The organism is Ruegeria sp. O11 (genome assembly GCF_056535285.1).
Window position 1 is genome coordinate 100,509 of record NZ_JBQERS010000012.1, and the last position, 21,955, is coordinate 122,463.

Consider the following 21,955-nt stretch of genomic DNA (forward strand, 5'->3'; position numbering starts at 1 on the left):
TTTTACCGGCTGGCAAGTTTCTGAATCCAGCAATAGTGTCGCGGCATGACCTGGATCGACCGCGCATTGCTGTTCTCTCCGTTAGACTACGTTGCCGTACTGCTTCTGTTTGCAGCTTGGCTGGGAATTGGGTGGAGGATCGAGAATCCATCCTCTCAGAAACCGTCGGTATCGTTGATGATGGATGATTTCCGCAAGGTCTGGATGCGAGAGATGGTGACGCGCCAGCCACGTGTGTTCGATGCGCAGGTGATCTCGGCCATGCGTCAGGGCAGTACGTTCTTCGCATCAACAATCATGATTGCAATTGGCGGTGGCTTGGCGCTGCTTGGCAATACCGAGCGCTTGGCTGAAGTTGCCGAAGACCTTGCCATTGGCCGTGCGCCCGCAATGGTTTGGGAAGTCAAAATACTGATTATTCTTCTTTTTCTGTCGAGCGCATTTCTGAAATTTGTCTGGTCGCATCGTTTGTTTGGATATTGCGCCATCCTTATGGCCGCGGTTCCAAACGACCCCGATCATCCGCAGGCCTATGCCCGTGCCGCTCAGGCAGGCGATATCTGCATCACGGCGGCGCGCAGTTTCAATCGCGCGTTGCGGGCAACCTACTTTGCTTTGGCATCCATTGCCTGGATTTTGGGACCAATGGCATTAATACTGAGCTCAACCGTTACATTTGGAGTCCTATATCGTCGCGAGTTCGCCTCGCATTCGCGAACCGTCATGATGACAGCGCCACCAAACACAGAGTCGTGATCGCAATGCCGCGCCCGAGCGCATAGTTTGACCCTATGCGATATCTGATTCTCAGCGCCTTACTGGCCAGCCCCGCCTTCGCTGACTCTCCGACGATCGAACAGGTCTCGGCCCGTTCGAACGGTGATACCTGGCGATTCGATGTCACGATCCGTCATCCCGATAGCGGATGGGATGATTATGCCGACGGCTGGCGAGTTCTGGATATGCAGGGAAACGAACTGGGGATGCGCGTGCTGCACCACCCTCATGTTGACGAGCAACCCTTTACCCGGTCTTTGGGCGGGGTGATGATCCCGGACGGGACCACGCAGGTGCAAATTCAGGCGCGCGACAATATCGGTGGTTGGAGCGAAGACACGACAGTGGTCGATCTGAACTGACCTTCAGAACACCCCGAGGCTGAGACCTGCCGCCAGGGCCGCACCGATTTCGCGACAGTTATTCAGTTGGTCTTGAGGAATGATCTTCTCAGCCAGGATTGCCTCGGGCGTTTGCGCATGAGTGCAGATGATCAGAGGCGGTTGCACCTCTTTCAACCGCCACCCCGTTGCGATCCGTGCCATCTGTCGCGCGGCATTTTCACCATCTGATCCGGCGCAGACCATCTGCGCATAGGGTCGACCTTCGATCCTCCCCAGCACCGGATAATAACAGCGGTCGAAAAACTCTTTCATCAGACCCGAAATCGCAGCCAGGTTCTCGGGCGCGCAGAAGATGTATCCATCAGAGGCCAGCAGGTCGTCTGGCCCGGCCTGATCGGCGGATATCAGGATGGTGTTCGCTTCGTCTCGCGCTGCATCGGCAGCGGCTTCGGCCATCTGCCGGGCACCGCCGGTGCGCGAATGGTAGACGATCAAAAGCTGCGCCATGTCAGACCCGGTGATAAGGACCGCCCGACAGGATGGTAGCGGCCCGGTACAGTTGCTCGGCCAACATCACACGGACCAGCATATGAGGCCAGACCATTGACCCAAAGGACAGGGAAAAATCGGCCTCGGCCCGCAGATTAGGCTCTATTCCGTCCGCTCCGCCGATGATCAGCGCCAGATCCTGTCGGCCCGCATCGCGCCATCCACCCAGCTTTTTTGCAAAATCAGGTGAGGACATCACCCGTCCGCGCTCATCCAGCGTACAGATCACCGCGCCCTTGGGCAGAGCTTTCCGCAACAGCGCGGCCTCGGCCCCCATGCCCGCGTTTTTCTTGTCTTCGACCTCGATCACCCGCGCGGGACCAAAACCCAGCGCACGGCCGGTTCGGTCGAAACGAGTCAGGTAATCATCAAGCAGGGATTTCTCCGGTCCGGCGCGCAATCGCCCGACCGCAACGATGCTGATACGCATGTCTCTCTCGCCTCCGGCCCCTCAATACGGACCGGGATGGCGCCTCAATTCGCCGAGGCGCTGCCGCCCTGAGGCAGCCACATCTTTTCCAGCTGGTAGAATTCACGCACTTCGGGGCGGAAGATATGAACGACCACGTCGCCCGTATCGATCAGCACCCAGTCGCCGGCATCCTTGCCTTCGACCTTCGAGGTGAAACCGAATTCCTGCTTGATGCGATCCGTCAGCTTTTCCGCCATGGCCGAGACCTGACGGGTCGACCGACCCGAGGCAATCACCATGTGATCCGCGACAGAAGACTTACCTTGCAGGTTGATCTGCACGACGTCTTCGGCCTTGTCATCGGAAAGTGAGGAAAGGATACGTTCAAGCAGCTTATCGCTGATTGACTGAGAGTGGGCCATTACTTTGGCCCCATCATCGGCGGGCAAACCCGCCTGTGTATGTAGAGACAGGACATAGTCCTCCTTTGCAACGCGCCGCCAAATCCCCGGCGCTGGGGTACTAATAAGGTAACAAGAGGATTGCAACATTTCAATGAACGGGCTGCTTCACGCAGTGACATCGGCTCACTCTTTGGCGAGTTGTTGCGCCTCTGCGTCGTCCGGCAGCAGACGAACTTCACGTTGTGGGAAGGGTAGCGAGATGTCTTCAGCCTGGAACGCATCCCACAACGCCAGATAAACATTGCCCCGGATGTTCGTCAGCCCTTTGGTCGGATCACTAATCCAGAACCGCAGCACGTAATCCACGCTGCTGTCGCCAAATCCGGTGATGTGGCAGACGGGTTCATGGGATCCTCCACTCAGCACTCGGCCAACCGATTTGACGGCCCGTATGGCTGTTGCCCTCACCTTGTGAGGGTCGTCGCCATAGCTGGTTCCGAATTCCAGATCCAGCCGAACAAACTTGTCCGAATGCGACCAGTTCACCACCTGATTGGTAATCAAATCCTCGTTTGGGATCAGGTATTCCCGCCCATCGCGCGTGACAACCGAGACATAGCGCGCGCCCAGCGCATTGATCCAACCGAACGTATCGCCCAGCGAGATCACATCGCCCGGCTTGATCGATCGGTCCATTAGAATGATGATGCCCGAAATCAGGTTCGAGACCACTTTTTGCAGCCCGAACCCGATCCCTACACCAATCGCGCCCGACAACAGCGCAATCCCGGTCAGATCAAAGCCAAGCGTGCGGATCGCAGCCATGAACACCGCACCATAGAGTAGCACCTGAATTCCCTTGGCGAGTAACACCTGCATCGATGGCGTGATGTCATCATTGCTCTTAAGCCCGCGTTCAGCCGCGCGGGTTCCGATCCTTGCGAGCGTTAGTAGAATGCCGATCAGCAGGACGGCTTTGATGATCCCCAGCGCCGAGATATGGAGATCACCTATCGAGAGCGCCACACCGTCCAGAAAACCGGCGACATCATCCGTCAGATTCAGCGCGATTAGCGTTGCATAGACCCACATGGACCATTTGAAAATCTGCCGCAGTGTCCGGTTGCGCACCAAGCGCGATACCAACGCAATGGCCAACCAAGCCGCTGCCAGGGTCGCAAATACACCTATGATATAGCTACGCGAAGGCCACGTTGTTTGCTGCATGACCCAGTAGAGCCACCAAGTCAGCAGCACGAAATAGACCAGCGTCAAACGCCGCATCAGTTGGATCAGAATGCGCAGCCGCCATTTCGGCCAGCCGGTACGCGCGCGCGCCCATACATCCCATCTTTTTTGCGTCAGAAGTTTCAGAAGAAACGCCAACGCCCATAGGAACAGGATGATAACCAATTGATACTGCCGCCAACCGGGCGTGACCATCAGCTCGATCAAATTTTCAATTTGTGCTGAAAAGGCCGCCGTCATATTGCCGTAAAGCTCGGACAGCGTTTCTGGTAACAGATCCTGGTTCATGCCTGCCAGCTTGGCCATCCATGTGAGGGGATGCAAGCCCGTACCCGGATTGAACCTTGATTGACGGCAAACCCCGTTATATCTGGAGCGCATGAGACTCAATGTGGCCCAAGAACAGAATCTGGAAGACCGCGCGCGCCTGCGTGAACGGTTCTTTGGTGCCGCCCGCACGGTTCTGGCACGCCTACCCGTCGCCTAAGCCACCTCGCCAGCTATTTCTCATTACATACGGGAGAGGACCGATGTCCCCCAAAACACTCTATGACAAAATCTGGGATGCCCATGTCGCGCATGAAGCCGATGATGGCACCTGCCTGCTGTATATCGACCGCCATCTGGTGCACGAAGTCACCAGCCCACAGGCGTTCGAGGGCCTGCGCATGGCAGGCCGCAAGGTGCGCGCGCCAGAAAAAACCATCGCCGTGCCGGACCACAACGTTCCGACCACTCCGGACCGCGTGAACGGGATCGAAAACCCGGAATCGCGTATTCAGGTCGAAGCTCTGGACAAGAACGCCAAAGATTTCGGCATTCATTACTATCCTGTGCATGACGTTCGTCAGGGCATCGTCCACATCGTTGGCCCCGAGCAAGGCTGGACCTTGCCCGGCATGACCGTTGTCTGCGGCGACAGCCACACTGCGACTCATGGTGCATTCGGCGCTCTGGCCCACGGCATCGGCACGTCTGAGGTTGAACACGTTCTGGCCACGCAGACCCTGATCCAGAAGAAGTCCAAGAATATGAAGGTGGAAATCACTGGCAAACTGCAGCCAGGCGTGACCGCCAAAGACATCACCCTGGCCGTGATTGGTGAGACTGGTACCGCTGGCGGCACTGGCTACGTCATCGAATACTGTGGCGAGGCGATCCGCGATCTGTCGATGGAAGGGCGTATGACCGTCTGCAACATGGCAATCGAAGGCGGCGCGCGCGCTGGCCTGATCGCACCGGATGAAACCACCTTTGAATATGTCAAAGGCCGCCCGCATGCCCCCAAAGGTGCACAGTGGGAAGCCGCAATGGACTGGTGGAAAACGCTTTATACAGACGAGGGCGCGCGTTTCGACAAAGTCATCACGCTGCGTGGTGAAGATATCGCACCAGTCGTCACTTGGGGCACCAGCCCCGAGGATGTGCTGCCGATCACTGCATCCGTACCGCATCCCGAAGATTTTGAAGGTGGTAAAGTAGACGCGGCCCGCCGTTCGATCGAGTACATGGGTCTGGAAGCCGGACAAAAGCTGAGCGACGTTGAAATCGACACTGTTTTCATCGGCTCTTGCACCAACGGTCGGATCGAAGACCTGCGCGCTGCGGCGGAAATCCTGAAAGGCAAGAAGATCAAGGACGGCATGCGCGCCATGGTCGTACCAGGTTCGGGTTTGGTGCGTGCACAGGCCGAAGAAGAAGGTTTGGCCGAAATCTTCAAAGATGCCGGGTTCGAATGGCGTCTGGCGGGATGCTCAATGTGTCTGGCGATGAACCCCGACCAGCTGCAGCCGGGTGAGCGTTGTGCAGCGACCTCGAACCGCAACTTTGAAGGCCGTCAGGGCCGTGGTGGACGCACCCATCTGCTGAGCCCGGCAATGGCTGCCGCAGCGGCAATCACTGGACGGCTGACAGACGTCCGTGAAATGATGTAAGACTCTCTCATATCTAGATATTTGATGGAGAGACTAACATGAGTGATTGGGTCAAATGGCTACTGCTGGGACTTTTGTCCATAGCATTCGGTGTGTTCGTATTGGGCGCGCCGGTCGTGGCGTCCGTTGCCGTAACAGTAGTAACCGGTGTGTTGCTGCTGATCGCGGGCGGATTGCAGATCGTTGGCGGCTTCACGGTTGAAGGCGCTGGCAACAAAATCCTGTCACTCATCATGGGTGCGGTCATGCTGTTCCTGGGCTGGTCCTTTCTGGATCACCCGCTGCAGGGCACGCTGACGCTCGCGACTGTGGTGCTGATCCTGTTCATGGCAGGCGGTATCGCGCGGATCATCCTGTCGTTCCAAATGAAGGGAACACAGTTTTTCTGGCCCACGATGATCTCGGGCATCTTGTCGATCATCCTCGCAGGCATCATCTGGAGCTATGTGGGGCAAGAGCCGCAGGCGTTGCTGAGCATACTGGGGATCTTCCTGGGCATTGAGATGCTGTTCAACGGGTTCGGATTGGTCTTCATGGCGTTCTTCGTCAAGAACGCACCCAAGGACGAAACAACGGAAGCGAAAGAAGCTTAAACGCGGGACATGGGCGCGGCCCTCTCCCGCAGGAGTGTAGAAATGGAAAAGTTCGAAAAAGTCCACGGGGTGGCCGCCCCAATGCCGTTGATCAATATCGACACCGATATGATCATTCCCAAAGTGCACCTGAAGACCATCAAGCGGTCCGGCCTTGGCGTCGTGCTGTTTGACGAGATGCGTTATCACGACCACGGCGGCGAGAACGAAGAGTTCGTGCTGAACAAACCCGCCTATCGCCAAACCGAGATTCTGGTGGCGGGCGACAATTTCGGCTGCGGCTCATCCCGTGAACATGCGCCTTGGGCGATCAAGGATTTCGGCATCAAGGTCGTGATCTCGACCAGTTTCGCCGACATCTTCTTCAACAACTGCTTCAAGAACGGCATCCTGCCCATCGTGGTGGAAGAGGAACATCACGCGATTCTGATGGATGACGCGCTTAAGGGCGAGAATGCTCGTATGACCGTGCATCTGGAAGATCAGCAGATCACCACATCGGATGGCGTGGTCATCGAATTCGACATCGACCCACACCGCAAACACTGCCTGCTGAACGGTCTGGACGATATTGGTCTGACGATGGAAAAAGACCATCACATCGACAAGTTCGAGGATCACGCAAGCCAAGCCCGTCCCTGGGTATGATTCTGGGGACGAATCTGTTGATACTCAACTTAACGGGGTCGCAAGCGCGGCCCCGTTCGCATTCTTGGGGTTAAATCTCCCCAATCTACTACATCTAGGTATCATTTTGATATACACGTCGGATTTGCGTCGAAATTGATGCAATCCCGCACCAGTTGCGCCATCATTTTGCCCGAAACTCAGTGTTTTCTGCACTCTGACTTGAGCGAATTACCGCTTATCAGCCAAGGTGGCACCTAACAGGTAGCCGCCAGAGAACGAGTGGCGCGCGCAAGTTGGACGACAAGTCGACTTAGAATCGACAGCTCCGGTTTGGAAAGGGTTCGGATTGTGATTGCACGCACGACGGGCGCGGCGATACGTGGATTATTGGTGGCGCTGATGGTGCTAACCCCCGCGTTATACCTGCCCACATCGACGTCTAACGGGACTGAGATTATCGTCTTTCTGGCGATCCTTGCGTTTATTCTAACATTCTCTGAATATAATTCAGCCTTCCCCAGCTTTATCGAATTCCGTGACGCCCCGCCGGTAAACAGGTTGCGTTTTGTTGGCCTGATGTCGATGGTCACCTTTTTAACGCTGATTTGTAAGAATGCGTATGCCCCCACGGATCTTACGGGCGTATTCTATTCAATTGGCTTGATGGTCGCGAATGTGGTGGACTTTCCCTATTCGCCTGTTCGGCTCGTGGTTCTTGTGCTTCCCGGAAACGCCAGCGCACCACTTATTGAGCTTGTCAGTATATTAGCCAGCATCGCCTATGTCGCGGCTTTGGTCACCATCGCGAGCTTTGCCTACGCCGTAAAACTCAGAGGATGGCCAACAGGAAATGGCGCGTTCAACGTTTGGACCAATCTGCCTTTGTTTGACCCGACCAAGGGTGGAGATGTTGTTGCCCGATTGCAGCGCGATGGGCGGCTGAACATCGCAATTGGGGCGTTGCTGCCCTTCCTGATCCCTGCCCTGATCAAGCTGATGGCTGCATTCATCACTCCGATAGCGCTCGGCAATCCGCAGACGTTGATCTGGACCCTTTGCGCATGGGCCTTCCTACCGGCCAGCATGATCATGCGAGGCATGGCGACCCTGCGCATTGCCGGCCTGATCGTTGAAAAACGCCGCGCATACTCAACTTCCGAGTCTACTCAAATCGCATGATCCGCCTACTGGTTCTGTTGCTGCTGCCGTTTGCGGCACATGCAGAGACGTTGCGCATCGCAAGTTACAATACTGAACTTAGTCGCAAGGGACCTGGCCTGTTACTGCGCGACATCCGGCGGGAAGATCCACAGGTTACGGCGGTTATTGAGGTGTTGGTAACAACCCGCCCAGACATCGTTGCACTGCAAGGGCTCGATTGGGATCTGGACGGGCTTGCGCTCGACGCTCTGGTTGATGCACTGGAAGGCCATGGCTTGAATTATCCCTACAGCTATTTCGAGCAACCCAATTCGGGGCTCGAAACCGTTGAAGATTTAGATGGGGACGGCGAAACTGGTGGTCCGGGCGACGCACAGGGATGGGGGCGCTTTACGGGCCAAAGCGGCCTGGCAGTCTTATCCCGCTATCCCATCGCAGCCAGAGAGGTCCAGTCCTATACCGAGTTGCTATGGAACGAACTTCCCAGTGCCCGGCTACCAAAAATAAACGGAAATCCATTTCCCTCACCTCAGGCACAAGCGATTCAAAGGCTGTCATCCACATCACATTGGGTCGTCCCGATCGACACCCCTGTTGGTCGTATCAATTTGATGACGTTTCACGCCAGCCCCCCTGTCTTTGATGGTCCCGAAGATCGCAACGGGTTACGCAACCGGGATGAAGTTCGATTCTGGTCGCTACTGCTGGACGGTAAATTGGGGCCTACTCCTTCAGATCGGTTCGTCATCGCAGGCGATGCCAATCTGGACCCACACAACGGCGAAGGGCACAAGGCTGCAATCAACGATCTTCTTGCCGACCCTCTGATCCAAGACCCTGTGCCATTGGACCCTGCCGGATCGGCCGCAACAGTTCTGTGGAAAGGGGTAGGCGAAATGAGAGTGGATTACGTATTGCCCTCATCCGATTGGCACGTGCACGATGCAGGTATCTACTGGCCTGAGACCGAAGCCCGAACTTCGGCAGAAGCAGCAAGCCGTCACCGGCTTGTCTGGGTCGATCTCATCAACCAATAGGCGCCTGCGGTCATGATCGCAAAGCTGCACCGGTTCGTTGCGCCGCATCAAAGACTTTAGGTTTTGGGATCGCATTTCTAATCGCCTCGTTCGGTTCAGTCAGCGAAAATCCCGGCAGCAATTCATTAAAGAAACTTCCATCCAGACGATGCGGTGTATCCCATAGGTAGCGCATTTCAAGCAGATGTGGGGCTAGACGCCAGAAGGGGCGGGCCAGCTTCAACGGCCACCATGCCATCTGCTTAAGCGCAATGTCTTGCCCAGTCATCTGTGACAACAGATGTGCCATTTCATTGCCGGTCAGAGTGTAACCTGCAAAGGGAACATCGCAGAATCGCGGCAGCTCGCCGCGTATGTCTGCCAGGGCCACGGCAGATCGGGTCAGATCGGGCAAGTAGGCCCAAGAATGCGGGATGTCGGGATTGCCCGGGTACACAAAGCGACCGCGCTGCAAGTGTTTGATCATGATCTGATCGAACCAGTTGCCCGAGGCCGTGGTGTCGATGAAGTCACCTGCGCGCAACATAATTGTCCGCACGGATGAAGCGCGATATGCCTCTTCCATTTCGATGCGGATGCGCCCCAGCGGATTGCGTGCAAGATGGGGTGTTTCACTGGACCAAGGTCCAGGCGTATCCGCGCCGAAGACATAAACGTTGCCGGGCACAATCACTGTCAAATCATGTTCAGATGCCACATCTATGACCTGTCGATGCAATTCAGAGACTTGCTTCGCCCAATCGGGATACAGCGGGTTCCATGCGTTCACGATAACGTCTGCCCCGCGTACCGCCGAGTGTAGATTGTCGCTGCGTCGATCAAACCGGCGCACGTCCCAACCCGCGTTGGAAAAAGCCTGTGCAGCATTGCGACCAAAGCGGCCACTGGCCCCGAGAATAAGTGCTGTTTGTGACATCGGTCCCTCCATTCAACACCAATCTATTCATTCATCAGTATTTGGAAATTGCCAAAAACCGCAGATTATGTATTCGTTTTTGAATGGCAAATTCTCTTCAACTTTCTGACTGGTCCTTGATCCAAAGTTTTCTCGCTGTTGCGGAAACGGGTTCATTATCCGCGGCCGCGAAGCAACTTGGGCGCAGCCAGCCAACGCTGGGGCGTCAGGTGCATGCGCTTGAAGAAGAACTGGGCGTGTCGCTGTTTGACCGCCACGCGCGTGGGTTGACGCTCAGCGAGGTGGGGCAGCAGGTGCTGCCGATGGCACAGCAGATGTACAGCGCGGTCAATGCGCTTGGTTTGACGGCGGCCGGGCAGGCCCAGCAGCTGGAGGGCTCGGTCAGGATTACCGCCTCGGTCTTTGTCTCGCACCATTTACTGCCACCGATAATCGCCGCGATTCGTCAGGCTGAACCGGCTATTCAGCTTGATCTGGTCGCCTCGGATGCCAGCGAGAATCTATTGTTTCGCGAAGCCGACATCGCCGTGCGCATGTACCGCCCCGAACAAGTCGACATCGTGGCAAAACATATCGGCGAGGTGCCGTTATGTTTCTGCGCCTCACGGTCCTATCTGGACCGCGCAGGACGGCCAGCAACACCGACAGAGTTGATGCAGCACGACCTTGTGGGGTTTGACACCAACGAAGACATCATCACCGCCATGCGGAACAAGGGCTGGCCCGCCAGCCGGGACAGCTTTGCGACGCGCTGCGATAACCAGACGGCTTATTGGGAACTGATCCGCGCAGGATGTGGGATCGGGTTCAGCCAGCTCAGCATCGTGCTGGCTGATCCAGAGGTCGAGGTGTTGGACATTGATGTCGAAATACCGGTGCTGCCGGTCTGGCTGGCCGCCCCTCAGGCCATGCGACAAACCCCGCGCATTCGCAGAGTCTGGGATTTGCTTGCCAAAGGGTTGAAGGCCCGGCTGTAAAGCCGCCTACAGCGCGCCGGTATAGGTGCCGCGCGCGGGATAGTTATTGGCCAAGGTGAATTTCAAACCGCCGACGATGTCGGATATTGGCGGTCGCGCAAAAGGCGTTGTCTGCTGCCAGACGTAATAGAGGGTCTGATCGGGCTTGATATAGAAATGCCCCGGTTCGGCGAATAACGCTGGCTCGGCACTACCTTCACGAGCCACGGAGATATTCAGGCCCCAGACATCCCGCGCATCGGCCATGGACAGGCCGTACCCAACACGCAGCTTCGAGACCCCGGCTTTCTCCACCGTTTCCGCCGCTCGTTCGCCGGAATCCGTGGTGATCATGATCACTTCGACCCCCAGTTCGGCGAAATCACCCAGCGCAGCTTCGACCTCACCCATCTGGCGAATGCAGATCGGACAGTGCAAGCCGCGATACTGAATCACCAGCGTTCCGTTTTCGCCTGCTTCACGCTCAAGATCAAAGGTGCCATGGCCTACGGTTTCGATTTTTAGCGATGGGGCCGGATTTCCGGGTGTCAGCATGTGGTTTCCTCGTGATTTGACGGGTTCGTCTCATTGACCCGATGCGCCGCAAACGCTAGGGCCTGTGCGACAAAACGCAAGGAGACTGTCGATGTCCAACCCCTCGCTCCTCATCCTGCCCGGAGACGGAATTGGTCCGGAAGTTATGGCCGAAGTGCGCAAAATCATCGATTGGTTCGGCGCCAATCGCGGCCTTCAATTTGACGTGAGCGAGGATCTGGTTGGCGGCGCTGCCTATGACGCACACGGGAAGCCCCTGTCGGATGAGACCATGGCCAAGGCGCAAGAGGTCGATGCCGTTCTGCTGGGTGCTGTTGGTGGCCCTAAGTATGACGATCTGGACTTCAGCCTGAAGCCCGAACGCGGCCTGCTGCGTTTGCGCAAGGAAATGGACCTGTACTCCAACCTGCGTCCCGCTCAGTGCTTCGACGCGCTGGCGGATTTCTCGTCGCTGAAAAAGGATGTGGTCGCTGGCCTCGACATCATGATCGTGCGCGAGCTGACCTCAGGCGTCTATTTCGGCGAGCCGCGCGGCATTTTCGAGGAAGGCAATGAGCGCGTTGGCATCAACACCCAGCGTTACACCGAATCCGAGATCGAGCGCGCTGCTCGCTCGGCTTTTGAGCTGGCGATGCGCCGGAACAAGAAACTGTGCTCGATGGAAAAAGCCAATGTAATGGAGTCGGGCATCCTTTGGCGCGAAGTCGTAACCCGCGTGGGCCAAGAATACCCCGAGGTCGAGCTGTCGCATATGTATGCCGACAACGGTGCGATGCAGCTGGTGCGTGCGCCCAAGCAGTTTGACGTGATCGTCACCGACAACCTGTTCGGCGATGTGCTGTCCGATTGCGCCGCGATGCTGACCGGGTCTTTGGGCATGCTGCCGTCCGCCTCACTTGGCGCACCGATGGCCAATGGTCGCCCCAAGGCGATGTACGAACCGGTACATGGATCCGCCCCCGATATCACGGGTCAGGGCAAAGCCAATCCGATCGCGTGTATCCTCAGCTTCGCCATGGCGCTGCGCTACAGCTTCGATCAGGGCGACGAAGCAGGTCGCCTGGAAGCCGCGATTGAAAAGGTTCTGGCCGATGGAGTTCGCACGGCAGATCTGTTGGCAGAAGAAGGTGTTCAGCCGGTATCGACCAGCGAAATGGGTGATGCAATTTTGGCGGCACTCGACGAAAGCGTCTGATCTTACGATCATTCAGACATCAAAGGCGGTGCCCAGCGCACCGCCTTTTTTGTATGTCAATTTCCGAAAATGTTGTTCAGCAGATTGTTGATCGCCTTATCCAAGCCGGTCTGTTTCTTACGGCGCTGTTGCTGAGGCTGAGCAGTTCTAACCGGTGGGTCCGGCTCCAGCATCGGCAATGGCGTTGGCGTCATTCCTTCCGTGACGCGCAACATCGTCTCTTTCCAAATTTCCGCCGGTAGACCGCCGCCCGTCACACCCGACAAAGGCGTATTGTCATCATACCCCATCCAAACACCCGCAACGTAATCGGCTGTGAACCCGATGAACCACGCATCCCGCGCGGCCTGAGTCGTTCCGGTTTTGCCCGCCACCTGCCAGCCCGGCAGTTTTGCGCGCCCACCAGTGCCTTCCGAGACCACGCGCTCCATCATCCAGGTCAGTTGCTTGGCGGCTTTATCGTTGATGACGCGTTCACCGATGCCGGTTGTCGTGACCATGACGGGATCGGACTCACCCAGCAGCTTCAGCTCGGTCAGACCATAGGGTTCGACCGCTGAGCCGCCGTTCAGGATACCGGCATAAGCGCCTGTCATCTCGATCAGCGTGCTTTCCGATGCGCCCAGCGCCAGCGCGAGCCCTTCGGCCAGATCACTTGAAAGCCCGAAACCGCTGGCGACGGTGCGAACATTATCGAGCCCAGAAATATCGGCCACTTTGACCGCCGGGATGTTCAATGAGTTCTTCAGCGCATCTGCTAGAGTCACCCGACCATAAAACTTGTGGGTGTAGTTCTTCGGGCACCACTGACCTGACCCTGCGATATCCCAGCAGGTCGGTTCGTCCATAACCGTATCCAACGGTGAATATCCCAGCTCCAACGCCGTCGCATAGACAAACGGTTTGAAAGACGACCCCGTCTGACGCAGAGCTTGCGTGGCCCGGTTGAACGCGCCCGATACTCGGGTCTTGCGTCCACCGACCATACCTCGGACCGCACCATCGGCAGACATCACTACTATGGCGGCCTGTGCCTTGGACCCTTCGCGCACTTTTTCTTGGAAGATGAACTTCAGTGCCTCTTCCGCCGAGGTTTGAATGCGCTGATCCAGCGTGGTCCGGATCACCACGTCCTCGGTTGTGTTACGTGTGAAAAACTCAGGCCCACTGGCCATGACCCAATCCGCAAAATAACCACCTGCTCGGGCGGCGGCGGCTTCAGACAACTGCGCCGGGCGACTGCGTGCTTCGCTTGCCTGCGCACTGCTCAGATAGCCTTGAGCCTCCATTAGCCCAACCACCAACCGTGCCCGGTCCTGCGATCGTTGCAGGTTATTCGTGGGCGCATAGCGAGAAGGTGCCACCAGAAGCCCCGCCAACATTGCGGCCTCGGCGGGAGATACTTCGGCTGCCGAAATGCCGAAATAGCGCTGGCTGGCGGCTTCGAAACCGCGCGCTCCTGCACCGAGGAAGGCCCGGTTCAGATAGATCGTCAGAATTTCATCCTTGGAGTATTTGACCTCCATCGCGATTGCATAAACTGCCTCTTTCGCTTTGCGCCAAAGCGAACCCTGACGGCAATCAGCTTCGTATGCGGCCTCTGTTTCCCACGCGCTGGGATCATATGGGACACCGAGGCAAAGCAGCTTCGCTGTCTGCTGTGTGATGGTCGAGCCACCATGGCCCGACAACGGCCCGCGCCCTTCGCTCAGATTGATGCGCACCGCGCTCGCGACACCGCGCGGGCTGACACCGAAATGGCGGTAGAACCGCTTATCCTCGGTCGCGATCACGGCATTCTTGAGATGCGGCGAAACTGTATCCGCGGTGATCACGCCACCAAACTGATCGCCGCGCCAGGCAAAGACCTTGCCATCACGGTCCAGCAAGGTCACCGAGCCCTTCGCCCGCCCATCTAACAAGGCATCCACATCCGGTAGCGATGTGTAAACGACACCGACGGCCAGCGCCAACAGCAAGCCAGCCACCGCACCAATCCGCCATGTGACGCCCCAGAACAGACGCCAGAGCCAGCGGAACAGGCGGCGGAAAATGCCACCGCCCTTCCCACCAGAACTGCGCCGCGTTTTCTTCCGGGCCGTCTTGCGCGGGGCGGTTTTTCGGGCAGTCGACTTCTTACCAGCAGGTTTTGCAGCCTGCTTGGTCGCCGCAGGTTTTCGACCTTTGGACGGGTACCTTTTATCCGCGACCAGTCGCGGTTTTCGGCGGTTGGACTCAGTCATGCTCAAACTCTGCCCGGTTATACTTTTGGGGCACCATACCCCGCCGGAACGGCCATGTAGAGGTGTGAAATTCTGGTATTTCCCCTCACTTGTTTGCCCATTTTTTCATCATATGACTCAATTCGTGCAAAAAATGTGCAAATTTGCTGATTATTCCCCCTCATTCCCCCTGTGAGAGCGTTCCTTCAGAGCCTCGAATGCGCATTTTTCTGCAGGTGCAAAATACCCGGCCACCCGGGGTAATAGAGGGGAAAGACGTGAAACTGATCATTGCGACAATCAAACCGTTCAAGCTTGAGGAGGTGCGCGAGGCGCTGACCAATGCAGGCGTGCGCGGCATGATGGTGACTGAGATCAAAGGGTTCGGCTCGCAATCGGGTCACACCGAGATTTATCGCGGCGCAGAATACGCCGTGAATTTCGTACCCAAGATCAAGCTTGAGATCGTGGTGCCAGCCACGATGGCCGACCAGATCATTGAGACCATCACCACCACCGCCAAGACCGGCAAGATCGGCGACGGCAAGATTTTCGTCCTCGATGTCGAGCAAGCCCTGCGCGTGCGGACCGGGGAAACCAACGAAGAGGCGCTTTAAGCGCGCTCACTCACAATCATTCGAGGACTGATAATGAACCTGATGAAATCTCTCATCCCTGCCGCCGCGATTGTCGCGTTGCCGCAGATGGGTCTTGCGCAAGAGGCCGCTACCGGCGAGCCCGCGCAACACACCCAATACATCTTCACCACGCTGCTGTTCCTGATGGGCGGCTTTCTGGTGTTCTTTATGGCCGCAGGCTTTGCCATGCTCGAAGGTGGGCTGGTGCGGTCCAAGAACGTTGCTATGCAGATGACCAAGAACATCGCCCTGTTTTCCATTGCTGCGATCATGTACTGGCTGATCGGTTTCAACCTGATGTATCCCGGTGATGGCTGGACCATTTCAGGCTGGCTGGGTCCGTTCTTCTCGACAACCGTGCTTGATCCAGTGGGCGTTGGTGCAGATGCAGCCGCACTTGACTACGCCTCAATCGGTTCGGATTTCTTCTTCCAACTGGTCTTTGTCGCCGCAACCGCCTCGATCGTGTCCGGTGCAGTGGCTGAACGGATCAAGCTTTGGCCTTTCCTTGCCTTCGTGGTTGTCCTGACCGGCATCATGTACCCGATCTCGGGCTCGTGGCAGTGGGGCGGCGGTTGGCTGTCCGAAGCAGGCTTCTCGGACTTCGCGGGCTCGACCATCGTGCACTCGGTCGGTGGCTGGGCTGCTCTGGCGGGTGCCCTCATCCTTGGGCCGCGCATTGGTAAGTACAAGGACGGCAAGGTGCACCCGATGCCCGGTTCGAACCTGGCGCTGGCCACCCTGGGTACCTTCATTCTGTGGCTGGGTTGGTTCGGCTTCAACGGTGGCTCGCAGCTGGCGATGGGCACTGTCGGAGATGTCTCGGACGTGTCGCGCATCTTTGCCAACACCAACATGGCCGCTGCATCCGGTGCAGTTGCAGCCCTGATCATGACGCAGCTTCTGTACCGCAAGCCTGACCTGACCATGGTGCTGAACGGCGCGCTGGCCGGACTGGTGTCGATCACCGCTGAACCGCTGGCCCCGACCCTGTTCGGCGCACTGTGGATTGGTGCCGTGGGCGGTATCATCGTGGTCTTCGCGGTTCCGATGCTGGACAAGTTCAAGATCGACGACGTCGTGGGTGCCATCCCGGTTCACCTGTTCGCCGGTATCTGGGGCACCATCGCCGTGATCTTCTATGGCGAGGCCAGCCTGATCACGCAGCTGACCGGCATCATCGCTTACGGTGTCTTCACCTTTGTTGGTGCGCTGATCCTGTGGTCGATCCTGAAGGCAACCATTGGCATCCGTGTCAGCGAAGAGGACGAGATCAATGGCCTCGACATGGCCGAACTGGGTATGGAAGCTTATCCGGAATTCTCCAAAGGCTGATAGCCAGTCACATACAAACAAAAAAACCCGGGCGTTCGCGCCCGGGTTTTCCTTCATTCAAAGATATCGTTCAGACGCCGACATCGATAATTGCCTGCGCCAGAATAGGCACCGTGTTGGCGTTCAATCCGGCGATGTTCAGGCGGCTGTCACCGACCATGTAGATGCCATGGTCCGTGCGCAACTTTTCAACCAGTTCGGGCGCAGCACCCAGACGCGAGAACATGCCCCGGTGCTGGGCAACAAACCCAAACCGATCCGACCCGCTGAGGCGCTGCAATTCATCAGCCAGTTGCTGACGCAGGCCCAGCATGGAGAGGCGGACCTCTTCCAACTCAGCTGCCCAATCGGTACGCAGGACATCATCATTGAGGATCGTCGTCACCACCCGCGCGCCGTGATCAGGCGGGAACGAGTAGTTCTGGCGGTTCAGAAATGCCAGCGTGGACTGATTCAGCGCCGTCTGTGCCGGATCATCACTGATCGCCATCAACAAACCGGTGCGTTCGCGGTAAACCCCGAAGTTCTTCGAGCACGACGCCGCGATCAGGCAGCGCTTGACGGACGACGCCACCAGACGGGTCGCCTGTGCATCTTCTTCCAGACCGTCGCCAAAGCCCTGATAGGCAATGTCGATCATCGCGACGAGGCCACGCGCGTTGATCAGGTTCACGACCTCTTGCCATTGCACCATGTTCAGGTTGGCACCAGTTGGGTTGTGGCAGCAGCCGTGCAGAAGAACCACGTCGCCCGCATTGGCGGTTTTCAAATCCTCGATCATACCGTCGAAATCGACGCCACGGGTTTCGCCGTCGAAATAGCGGTATTGGACCGTCTCGATCCCCAGATAGTTCAGGATCGACAGGTGGTTCGGCCATGTCGGGTTCGACACGAAGACACGCGCCGAGGGGTTCGCCATACGGATCAACTCGAACGCCTGACGACAGGCACCGGTGCCACCCGGAGTGGCGACAGCAGCGATATTGCCGCGCGGCACAGCATTCCCAAGGATCAGGCCGATCATCGCGTCGGCATAGGCCGGGTCCCCGGCCAGACCGGTATAGGCCTTGCTTTCCTGCTCTTCTAGAATGCGCTTTTCGGCTGCTTTTACGGCGCGCATGACGGGGGTCACGCCATCGGCGTTTTTGTAAACGCCAACACCCAGGTCGATCTTCTGATCACGCGGGTCGTCGCGGTACATCTGCATCAGCGCCAGAATCTTGTCAGCGGGTTGCGGTTTGAGGTTCTCGAACATCAGTTCTCTCCGGTTGCGACGGGCAGGGTCGGGAAGGCACCCCATTCAGCCCAGGAGCCGTCATAAAGCGAGTGGTCTTTCTTGCCCATGCGCTCGAGCGCAAGGCTGAGGATCGCTGCGGTCACGCCCGACCCACAGGACGTGATCGTGGGTTTCGACAGGTCCACACCTGCAGCTTCGAATATTGCACGACAGTCTTCGGGTGACTTCATCGTGCCGTTTTTGTTCAGCAGCATTCCAAATGGCACATTGCGAGAACCGGGGATATGGCCCGAACGCAACCCTTCGCGTGGCTCAGCCTCGGCACCAGCGAAACGAGATGCCGAACGGGCATCGATTATCTCGTGATCATGCAGTTTGGCAGCCGCAGAAACCTGCGTGACATCGCGGATCAGATGGTTCTGCACCCGCACGGTCATGTGACGGTCGCGAATAACCGGAGGCAGGTCCTCAATCTCTCGACCTTCGGCCTGCCATTTGGGCAACCCACCATCCAGAACGGCGATGTTTTCCTGCCCCATCAGACGGAACAGCCACCAGACCCGTGCTGCCGACATCAGACCGGCGCCATCATACACCACTACCTGATGGCCATCACCCACTCCCATTGCCCGCAAGCGCGACATGAATTTCTCGACCGGAGGTGCCATGTGCGGCAGATCCGAACGATGATCGGAAATCTCATCAATATCGAAAAAACGTGCACCGGGAATGTGGCCCGCGTCATACTCTGCCTTGGCGTCGCGGGCTTGCTGCGGCAGGTACCACGACCCATCCAGTATCCGTAGATCAGGATCCTTGATATGAGCGGCAAGCCATTCGGTAGAAACGAGTGTTTTTGGATCGTCCTGCATCAAAGCCTCCCCTAAGCGAGCTTGGGTTTTCCCTATACTCGGCGCGATGCGGGTTCAAGGCTGGATAGCGCTAGCGCTTCGGTAGCATTGGATTTAACCCGCCCGACGCAGGCGAAAGTGCTGAATGATCCCGATCACACTGATGATGATCCAGAAGCCCTCGATCAGCATCGATGCCAGATTGAAGTTCTGCATCAGCGAAAACACGATCAGAACCGAACCGATCAGGTTCACCACCGGAAAGCCCAGATCGTCTGAATTCATCATGCGCATCTGGGTGGCAAAATAGGCTACAACCACAATCAATGCCCCAAAGGAGCCGATCGCATCGACGAATGTCAGGCTGTCAAAGAACGCAGTCACGGTGGTTCGATCCTACTCTAGATTTTCGACCGATTGGGAATAGTGGTGCATGTTCAGGAACGCCGCCCCCTGATCACCAGCGCGGTATCCATGCGGCAAATCAGCAGCGAAGCGCAATCCCTGCCCAGCTTGCAGCGGAATCCATTTGTCCGCGCGCAGAATTTCCAAAACTCCGCTGAGCACAAAGACCTCTTCGGTCACCCCCGCCGCATGGGCTGGCGACTCATGGCTTTGGTTCGGGGACAGCTCAACATGAAATGTCTCGGCTCCCAATGCCGGATCAAAGGGAAAGACAATCTTGACCTCGATACTTCCCGGAAATGTCACGGTGCTGAACACATCGGTATCTGCCGGGTCGCGCATTGCGGCGGTGCCGATCAATGCGCTCAGCGGCAATTGGAAGCCCTTCGCGATCTTCCACAAGGTCGCGATGGTCGGGCTTGATTCGCCGCGCTCGATCTGACCCAACATGGCTTTACTAACCCCGGTCAGTTCGGCCACTTTAGACAGGCTTAACCCCGATGCAGCGCGAACATCCCTTAGTTTCAGCGTTAACTCGTCTGATTCCATATCCAAGCCTTGCGATTTGCCTTGTGCGTTATAACGTACATATGATACGTGCGCTATAACGTACACACCCAATATCGCAGCTTGGGCAATAGGGAAACAGCATCATGCCAATGTACCGATCCAGAACCTCCACCCATGGCCGCAACATGGCCGGCGCCCGTGGCCTATGGCGCGCCACCGGGATGGGCGACGACGATTTCGGCAAACCGATCATCGCCATCGTCAACTCGTTCACTCAATTCGTACCCGGTCACGTCCACCTGAAGGACCTGGGCCAGATGGTCGCGCGCGAGGTTGAGGCCGCAGGCGGCGTGGCTAAAGAGTTCAACACCATCGCGGTGGATGACGGGATCGCCATGGGACATGACGGGATGCTGTATTCCCTGCCCTCGCGCGAGGTGATCGCGGATTCGGTCGAATACATGGTTAACGCCCATTGCGCTGATGCGATGGTCTGCATCTCGAACTGCGACAAGATCACACCCGGTATGCTGATGGCTGCCATGCGTCTGAACATCCCGGCAATCTTCGTCTCTGGTGGTCCGATGGAAGCCGGCAAAATCGACATCGCCGACCTAGACGCCAAGAAGATCGACCTTGTGGATGCGATGGTCGCTGCTGCTGACGACAAGTTCACTGACGAACAGGTCCAGCATATCGAAGAGAACGCCTGCCCGACCTGCGGTTCGTGCTCGGGCATGTTCACCGCAAACTCGATGAACTGTCTGGCCGAAGCGCTGGGGCTGGCCCTGCCGGGCAACGGCTCGACGCTTGCTACGCACGCGGACCGCAAAGAGCTGTTTCTCGAGGCTGGTCGCCGGATCGTCGAGATCACCAAACGACACTATGATTTGGACGAAAAAGGCTTCTTGCCGCGCGAGATTGCGACGTTTGATGCCTTTGAAAATGCCATGAGCCTCGACATCGCAATGGGTGGCTCGACCAATACCGTGCTGCACCTGCTGGCCATCGCGCATGAGGGTGAAGTTCACTTCACCATGTCCGACATGGATCGGCTCAGCCGCCAAGTGCCCTGTCTGTGCAAGGTCGCGCCAAATATCGAAAATGTGCATATGGAAGACGTCCACCGTGCCGGTGGTATCTTCTCTATCCTCGGCGAACTCAGCCGCGCGGGTCTGTTGCACGAGCACTGCCATACAGTGCATTCGGGTACGATGGGTGAAGCGATTGCCAACTGGGATATCAAGATCGCCAACAACCCGAAGGCGCAGGAACTGTTCAAGGCCGCGCCCGGAGGCGTGCGCACCACGCAGGCCTTCAGCCAATCAAACCGGTTCAAAGAGCTTGATACCGATCGTGAAGGCGGCGTTATCCGCTCGAAAGAACACGCGTTCAGTCAGGATGGCGGTCTGGCTGTGTTGTTCGGGAACATCGCGCGCGACGGCTGCATCGTGAAAACGGCAGGTGTTGATGAGAATATCCTGAAATTCACCGGCTCTGCTTATGTTTGCGAAAGTCAGGATCAGGCGGTGAACGATATTCTGACCGGTAAGGTCAAAGAGGGGGACGTAGTGGTTATCCGTTACGAAGGCCCACGCGGAGGTCCTGGCATGCAAGAAATGCTGTATCCGACTTCGTACCTGAAATCCAAAGGTCTGGGTAAAGCCTGTGCCTTGCTTACCGATGGGCGTTTCTCGGGTGGAACATCGGGGCTGTCGATCGGCCATGTCTCACCAGAAGCCGCTGAAGGTGGCGAGATCGGTCTGGTACATACTGGCGACAAGATCGAAATAGACATACCCAACCGCACAATTCATTTGGCAGTCTCTGACGAGGAGCTTGCGGCCCGGCGCGAGGTACAGGACGAAAAAGGCTGGCACCCCGCCAACCCACGCAAACGCAAGGTATCAACCGCCCTCAAAGCCTATGCAAAACTGGCTACCAGTGCAGCAAAAGGCGCTGTACGCCAGGTTTGACCTAGTTCAAACGGAAATGCTCCCGCGCCCGCAGCGGAACATCGGTTGCGCCGATAGCCCTTGCGGACTT

At 57.2% G+C, this 21,955-nt stretch carries 24 protein-coding genes; 13 read left to right on the forward strand and 11 right to left on the reverse strand.

The features are described 5' to 3' along the window. Positions 1–45 precede the first annotated feature (45 nt). Together ACRZ91_RS17890 and ACRZ91_RS17895 are read left to right on the forward strand one after the other, a co-directional pair. Entirely contained in the window at positions 46–756 is a 711-nt protein-coding gene (locus tag ACRZ91_RS17890) for a DUF599 domain-containing protein (RefSeq protein ID WP_480907479.1), read from the forward strand. A gap of 35 nt (positions 757–791) precedes the next feature. Further along, positions 792–1,139 (forward strand): hypothetical protein, encoded by a 348-nt coding sequence (locus tag ACRZ91_RS17895; RefSeq protein WP_480907481.1) that lies wholly within the window; start codon positions 792–794, stop codon positions 1,137–1,139. 3 nt (positions 1,140–1,142) lie between these two features. Here the strand turns inward: ACRZ91_RS17895 and ACRZ91_RS17900 are convergent, their stop codons facing one another. The 4 genes from ACRZ91_RS17900 to ACRZ91_RS17915 form a co-directional block, all read right to left on the reverse strand. Further along, positions 1,143–1,628: a flavodoxin family protein gene (locus ACRZ91_RS17900; protein ID WP_480907483.1), complete on the reverse strand. Its 486-nt coding sequence runs from the start codon at positions 1,626–1,628 to the stop codon at positions 1,143–1,145. A gap of 1 nt (position 1,629) precedes the next feature. Further along, positions 1,630–2,100, reverse strand: coding sequence for a 23S rRNA (pseudouridine(1915)-N(3))-methyltransferase RlmH (gene rlmH, locus ACRZ91_RS17905; RefSeq protein ID WP_480907485.1), 471 nt, complete (start codon positions 2,098–2,100; stop codon positions 1,630–1,632). 44 nt (positions 2,101–2,144) lie between these two features. Beyond that, positions 2,145–2,504 (reverse strand): ribosome silencing factor, encoded by a 360-nt coding sequence (gene rsfS / locus ACRZ91_RS17910; protein ID WP_039541351.1) that lies wholly within the window; start codon positions 2,502–2,504, stop codon positions 2,145–2,147. Positions 2,505–2,669: 165 nt separating this feature from the next. Next, positions 2,670–4,040, reverse strand: coding sequence for a mechanosensitive ion channel family protein (locus tag ACRZ91_RS17915; protein ID WP_480907525.1), 1,371 nt, complete (start codon positions 4,038–4,040; stop codon positions 2,670–2,672). Between the two features lie 85 nt (positions 4,041–4,125). Between ACRZ91_RS17915 and ACRZ91_RS17920 the strand changes: the two genes are divergently transcribed. The 6 genes from ACRZ91_RS17920 to ACRZ91_RS17945 all read left to right on the forward strand — a co-directional run bounded on the left by ACRZ91_RS17920 (position 4,126) and on the right by ACRZ91_RS17945 (position 9,089). Then, positions 4,126–4,221: an isopropylmalate isomerase gene (locus tag ACRZ91_RS17920; protein ID WP_224857982.1), complete on the forward strand. Its 96-nt coding sequence runs from the start codon at positions 4,126–4,128 to the stop codon at positions 4,219–4,221. A 43-nt stretch (positions 4,222–4,264) separates the two neighbouring features. After that, positions 4,265–5,668, forward strand: coding sequence for a 3-isopropylmalate dehydratase large subunit (leuC, locus tag ACRZ91_RS17925; protein ID WP_010438762.1), 1,404 nt, complete (start codon positions 4,265–4,267; stop codon positions 5,666–5,668). Positions 5,669–5,706: 38 nt separating this feature from the next. After that, positions 5,707–6,261, forward strand: a complete 555-nt coding sequence (locus ACRZ91_RS17930) for an HdeD family acid-resistance protein (protein ID WP_010438761.1) — start codon at positions 5,707–5,709, stop codon at positions 6,259–6,261. 42 nt (positions 6,262–6,303) lie between these two features. After that, complete coding sequence (leuD, locus tag ACRZ91_RS17935; RefSeq protein ID WP_480907487.1) at positions 6,304–6,909, forward strand: 3-isopropylmalate dehydratase small subunit; 606 nt, start codon at positions 6,304–6,306, stop codon at positions 6,907–6,909. A gap of 330 nt (positions 6,910–7,239) precedes the next feature. Beyond that, positions 7,240–8,070: a hypothetical protein gene (locus tag ACRZ91_RS17940; protein ID WP_480907489.1), complete on the forward strand. Its 831-nt coding sequence runs from the start codon at positions 7,240–7,242 to the stop codon at positions 8,068–8,070. Next, positions 8,067–9,089, forward strand: a complete 1,023-nt coding sequence (locus tag ACRZ91_RS17945; protein WP_480907491.1) for an endonuclease/exonuclease/phosphatase family protein — start codon at positions 8,067–8,069, stop codon at positions 9,087–9,089. The genes ACRZ91_RS17940 and ACRZ91_RS17945 overlap by 4 nt, the downstream gene beginning before the upstream one ends. Positions 9,090–9,099: 10 nt before the next feature. Here the strand turns inward: ACRZ91_RS17945 and ACRZ91_RS17950 are convergent, their stop codons facing one another. Next, on the reverse strand, positions 9,100–10,005 hold the full coding sequence (locus ACRZ91_RS17950; protein WP_480907493.1) for a Rossmann-fold NAD(P)-binding domain-containing protein: 906 nt from the start codon (positions 10,003–10,005) through the stop codon (positions 9,100–9,102). Between the two features lie 83 nt (positions 10,006–10,088). On the opposite strand from ACRZ91_RS17950, the gene ACRZ91_RS17955 reads away from it, so the two are divergent. After that, complete coding sequence (locus ACRZ91_RS17955) at positions 10,089–10,982, forward strand: LysR family transcriptional regulator (protein ID WP_480907495.1); 894 nt, start codon at positions 10,089–10,091, stop codon at positions 10,980–10,982. 6 nt (positions 10,983–10,988) lie between these two features. Here ACRZ91_RS17955 and ACRZ91_RS17960 read toward each other — a convergent pair whose 3' ends face one another. Continuing rightward, positions 10,989–11,516 (reverse strand): redoxin domain-containing protein, encoded by a 528-nt coding sequence (locus ACRZ91_RS17960; protein ID WP_480907497.1) that lies wholly within the window; start codon positions 11,514–11,516, stop codon positions 10,989–10,991. A gap of 91 nt (positions 11,517–11,607) precedes the next feature. Here ACRZ91_RS17960 and leuB point away from each other — a divergent pair, with 91 nt between their 5' ends. Continuing rightward, a complete protein-coding gene (gene leuB / locus ACRZ91_RS17965; RefSeq protein ID WP_010438745.1) occupies positions 11,608–12,711 on the forward strand; it encodes a 3-isopropylmalate dehydrogenase in 1,104 nt (367 codons plus the stop codon). 56 nt (positions 12,712–12,767) lie between these two features. Here the strand turns inward: leuB and ACRZ91_RS17970 are convergent, their stop codons facing one another. Beyond that, the gene (locus ACRZ91_RS17970) at positions 12,768–14,954 is read right to left on the reverse strand and encodes a transglycosylase domain-containing protein (RefSeq protein WP_480907499.1); all 2,187 of its coding nucleotides are present in this window, start codon (positions 14,952–14,954) and stop codon (positions 12,768–12,770) included. A 257-nt stretch (positions 14,955–15,211) separates the two neighbouring features. On the opposite strand from ACRZ91_RS17970, the gene ACRZ91_RS17975 reads away from it, so the two are divergent. Beyond that, positions 15,212–15,550, forward strand: a complete 339-nt coding sequence (locus tag ACRZ91_RS17975) for a P-II family nitrogen regulator (protein ID WP_010438740.1) — start codon at positions 15,212–15,214, stop codon at positions 15,548–15,550. Positions 15,551–15,583: 33 nt separating this feature from the next. Then, the gene (locus ACRZ91_RS17980; protein ID WP_480907501.1) at positions 15,584–16,906 is read left to right on the forward strand and encodes an ammonium transporter; all 1,323 of its coding nucleotides are present in this window, start codon (positions 15,584–15,586) and stop codon (positions 16,904–16,906) included. 70 nt (positions 16,907–16,976) lie between these two features. Here ACRZ91_RS17980 and ACRZ91_RS17985 read toward each other — a convergent pair whose 3' ends face one another. The 4 genes from ACRZ91_RS17985 to ACRZ91_RS18000 form a co-directional block, all read right to left on the reverse strand. Next, the gene (locus ACRZ91_RS17985) at positions 16,977–18,161 is read right to left on the reverse strand and encodes an amino acid aminotransferase (protein WP_480907503.1); all 1,185 of its coding nucleotides are present in this window, start codon (positions 18,159–18,161) and stop codon (positions 16,977–16,979) included. Further along, complete coding sequence (gene sseA, locus ACRZ91_RS17990) at positions 18,161–19,015, reverse strand: 3-mercaptopyruvate sulfurtransferase (RefSeq protein ID WP_480457668.1); 855 nt, start codon at positions 19,013–19,015, stop codon at positions 18,161–18,163. The genes ACRZ91_RS17985 and sseA overlap by 1 nt, the downstream gene beginning before the upstream one ends. A 93-nt stretch (positions 19,016–19,108) precedes the next feature. Then, positions 19,109–19,378 carry a CBU_0592 family membrane protein gene (locus tag ACRZ91_RS17995; protein WP_170473430.1) on the reverse strand — a complete coding sequence of 90 codons (270 nt, stop codon included), beginning with the start codon at positions 19,376–19,378 and terminating at the stop codon, positions 19,109–19,111. 12 nt (positions 19,379–19,390) lie between these two features. Further along, a complete protein-coding gene (locus ACRZ91_RS18000; protein ID WP_480907505.1) occupies positions 19,391–19,948 on the reverse strand; it encodes a helix-turn-helix domain-containing protein in 558 nt (185 codons plus the stop codon). A gap of 104 nt (positions 19,949–20,052) precedes the next feature. On the opposite strand from ACRZ91_RS18000, the gene ilvD reads away from it, so the two are divergent. Beyond that, a complete protein-coding gene (gene ilvD, locus ACRZ91_RS18005; protein WP_480907507.1) occupies positions 20,053–21,885 on the forward strand; it encodes a dihydroxy-acid dehydratase in 1,833 nt (610 codons plus the stop codon). Positions 21,886–21,955 lie beyond the last annotated feature (70 nt).